Raw genomic sequence first — 3,606 nt, forward strand, 5'->3', positions numbered from 1 at the left:
AACCTGATTGGTTTTTTTAGCCACCTCCTCCCCCGCTGGTTTTTGCTCTGGCTGGCTGTCGTGGTGGGTCATATCTATTGGGCGGTCATGAAAAAAGACCGGGAGATGGTTCACCGGAACCTGAGCCGGATTTTGGAAAACCCCTCGGACGTGGGGAAGATAGCGCGCCGTACCTTTGTCCATTATGCGAAATATCTGGTGGATTACACGCGCATGGATCTTCTAAGGGAGGATAACTTTGGTCGTATGGTCCACGGTTTTCAAGGGAAAGAGCACATCGACCGGGCGCTCTTCCAAGGGAAGGGAGCTATGATCCTCACGGCCCATTTAGGCAACTGGGAAATGGGGGGGGTTTTCTTATCGTTGCTGGGATACTCATTAAATGTCATCACGGCTCCGGACGTGGCGGCCCGCCTGCATGATTACCGGGTTCACCTTCGCCAAGGGCAAAAAATCAAAGTGATCACTCTGAACGATACTCTTTCCTCTTCTCTGGCCGTGCTCAAGGCTCTCAAGGCCAATGAACTCGTAGCTCTCCTGGGAGACCGCGAATTAATGGGCAAAGGAATTCCGGTGAAATTTTTCGGGCAGAACGTATATTTTCCCATTGGCCCGGCGCTTTTGGCTCACCTCTCGGAGGCGGTTCTCATTCCCACATTCGTTCTCAGGGGTGAAGATAGTAAATACCTATGCCTGGCTGAACCTCCCCTTCCCCTTCAGAGAACCGGGAACCGGGACGAAGACTTAGCCGTGAATGCTCAACGCATCGCCGATGTCATGGAAAAATTTATTCGCTCCTATCCCGATCAATGGTTTACCTTCTACGATTATTTCTCACGGCATCGGGCTCCATAATCCTATGAGTCTCTGGATTGTCTCTATTGCCGGATTTACCCTCTTTGCCCTGAACGAGATCGCCAACCCTCGAGGGGCTCTTTTAGGAAAAGTACTCTGGAAAGGAGATCGACGGGGAATCGCTCTGACCTTTGACGATGGGCCCCATCCTTTGTATACCCCCCGCGTTTTAGAGATCCTGGATCGCTTTCAAGCCAAAGCTACATTTTTCGTCATCGGAAGATACCTGAAAGAGTTTGGAGCTCTGGCCACCGAGATTTCCCAGCGGGGACACCTGATCGGTAACCACTCCTACAACCACCTGCGGATGATGAATTTTCTCTCTGGGCAGAAATTCCGTCAGGAGATCCTGGCATGTCAGAGGGAAGCGGAAAAATGGGTCGGCTACAGACCCCGTTTTTACCGACAGCCTGCGGGTTTCCGCAATCCCAATATTTTTCGTATTCTGAAGGAACTTGGAATGTCCATGGTGGGTTGGCAGGTTCGGGCCTTCGATACCCAACGCCAAGACCCTCTGGCCATTGCCCGGAGGATTTTGAAAAAAGCCGATCCCGGAGGAGTCATTCTCCTGCACGATGGTTCCGATTCCGTGCTCAACCAAGACCGGACGGCGACTCTTAAGGCTTTACCTGAAATTCTTCGAGGTTTCCGAGAGCGAGGAATGGAATTTCTTACCCTGGAGGAACTTTTCGGGATGAGCAAGGATATAAAATAGGCAATAGGCTATAGGCGATAGGCTATAGGGAAAAGGTAAGAGGTAAGAGGTGAGAGGTAAGAGGATTGCGGTTATTACGGGAATAGCCCTTTTATTAACAGGCCAATTTTCACCCGCCTTCGGCCAGGACGTCGAAGAACTCATCCGGATCATTGATGAACAACAACGGAAAATCGAAACTCTCACCGCCCTTTTTGTCCAAACCAAGGAGACCTCGCTCATAAAAAAGCCCTTACTCTCCTCGGGTTTGGTGAAATTCAAACGCCCGGACCTGATCCATTGGAATTATGCGGAGCCAGAACCGATGGAAGTGGCTATCTACGGGAAGGGCATCTGGATCTATTATCCGGGTAGCCTGCAGGCTGAGAAATATTATTTAGGACGGAATAAGAGAATGACTCAATCCCTGGAACCGCTCCTGGCGATCTTCCAAAAAACTTTCCGCCAACTCTCCGACGGATACGCCATTATTTACGAAGGACTGGAGACCGAGCGCGTCCATCATTTTCGTTTGCACCCCAGAGATGAGAAAGTCCAAAAGTTCTTATCCAGGGTGGAGTTGTGGATTGACAAAACCTCCGGGGCCATCATAAGATTCAAGATGGTCGAAGCCAATGGGGATCGCCTGACCTTGGAATTTAAAAACCTCCAGATCAACCTGCCCCTCGCCGATGACGACCTGAAGATAAAAATTCCTCCCTCTGTAAGGGTGTTGGAACAGAGTACGCCATGAATTGTTGCCATGCCGTAGTAACTGGGCTCGGGATCATTACCGCCATTGGCCATGATGTACCTTCTTTTTGGAAGAACCTTTTAGAAGGAGTTTGCGGGATTGGCGAAATCACTCTCTTTGATGCCTCCCGGTACCGATCGCAAAAGGCCGCGGAGGTAAAAGGGTTTAACCCTTTCCAGTACTTTTCCAAGCGGCATCTCCAGCGGATGTCTCGTTGCGATCAGCTGGGGCTCAAAGCCGCGGCAGAGGCCATCTCCGACTCTCAATTGGATTGGAAGAACGCCGATCGAGAGCGAATTGGCATATTCATCGGCGGCGGGGCAGGCGGAATTTTTTCAGCCGAAAAGTACCGCAGGGAGATGCTCCAGAAAGGATGGCACCGGGCCCGACCTTCCCTTCTACTGCCTTTTGCTACTTGTGCCCTCACTGACTCCCTCGCCGAAAAATACGACCTTCAGGGCCCCCGAGCCACCATTGCCACAGCTTGTTCCTCATCGGCTACCGCCATTGGCTATGCCGTTAGCTTAATCCGATCCGGAGAGGTTGTAGCAGCTATCGTGGGGGGAAGTGAATCTCTCTCCGAAGTAACCTTTGGCGGGTTTAACGCCTTACGCTCAGTGGACGAAGACCGCTGCCGTCCTTTTGACCTTAACCGTAAAGGCCTTTCCCTGGGAGAAGGTGCGGCCATCCTGGTAATCGAAGAAGCCGAACACGCTCGGAGGAGGGGGGCGAAAATTTATGCAGAAGTCAGAGGATATGGCCTTACGGCCGACGGGCATCATATGACTGCTCCGGACCCCAAAGGCCAAGGGGCTTTTCGGGCCATGGAGGCGGCTTTGAAGGATAGCGGCATCGAGCCCAAGGAGGTAGATGCCATCAACGCCCATGGTACGGCTACTGCGGCCAACGACTTAGCCGAGACCAAAGCCATCAAGGAACTTTTTAAAGCAAGAGCTGGAAAAATCCCGGTGAGTGCGATCAAGTCGATGATCGGCCATTGCCTGGGAGCTGCGGGCGCCGTGGAAGCAGTGGCCACCGTTCTTTCTGTGTATGAGGATAGAATTCCGCCGACGATCAATTATCAGACGCCGGACCCGGAGTGCGACTTAGACTATGTACCCAACCAAGCACGAAGCAAGCCAGTGGCCATAGCTCTTTCAAACTCTTTTGCTTTTGGGGGGAATAACACGGCGTTGGTTTTTGGAAAATGGAAAAAATGAAACAAATGCAGAATGTGGAATGCGGATTGCGGAATGAAACCAACCTCTAAAGAGATCCGCCTTCACTTGGCCTGTATATAGCC

4 protein-coding genes are annotated in these 3,606 nt (G+C 51.7%); all 4 read left to right on the plus strand.

Annotated features, from left to right (window positions below):
- Positions 1–855, plus strand: an 855-nt coding sequence (locus tag Q7V48_00435; GenBank protein MDO9209211.1) for a lysophospholipid acyltransferase family protein, incomplete at its 5' end; no start/stop codon positions are given.
- Between the two features lie 4 nt (positions 856–859).
- Positions 860–1,570, plus strand: a complete 711-nt coding sequence (locus Q7V48_00440) for a polysaccharide deacetylase family protein (protein MDO9209212.1) — start codon at positions 860–862, stop codon at positions 1,568–1,570.
- Between the two features lie 49 nt (positions 1,571–1,619).
- Positions 1,620–2,303 carry an outer membrane lipoprotein carrier protein LolA gene (locus tag Q7V48_00445; protein MDO9209213.1) on the plus strand — a complete coding sequence of 228 codons (684 nt, stop codon included), beginning with the start codon at positions 1,620–1,622 and terminating at the stop codon, positions 2,301–2,303.
- Positions 2,300–3,523, plus strand: a complete 1,224-nt coding sequence (locus Q7V48_00450; GenBank protein MDO9209214.1) for a beta-ketoacyl-[acyl-carrier-protein] synthase family protein — start codon at positions 2,300–2,302, stop codon at positions 3,521–3,523. Before Q7V48_00445 ends, Q7V48_00450 begins: the two co-directional genes overlap by 4 nt.
- Positions 3,524–3,606: the final 83 nt, after the last annotated feature.

This window comes from Deltaproteobacteria bacterium, from assembly GCA_030654105.1.
Lineage (GTDB): Bacteria > Desulfobacterota > SM23-61 > SM23-61 > SM23-61 > JAHJQK01.

Bases quoted from the DNA above. Each gene is read 5' to 3' on its own strand.
- Q7V48_00440 (MDO9209212.1), top strand. From the start codon at position 860: ATGAGTCTCTGGATTGTCTCTATTGCCGGATTTACCCTCTTTGCCCTG.
- Q7V48_00450 (MDO9209214.1), top strand. From the start codon at position 2,300: ATGAATTGTTGCCATGCCGTAGTAACTGGGCTCGGGATCATTACCGCC.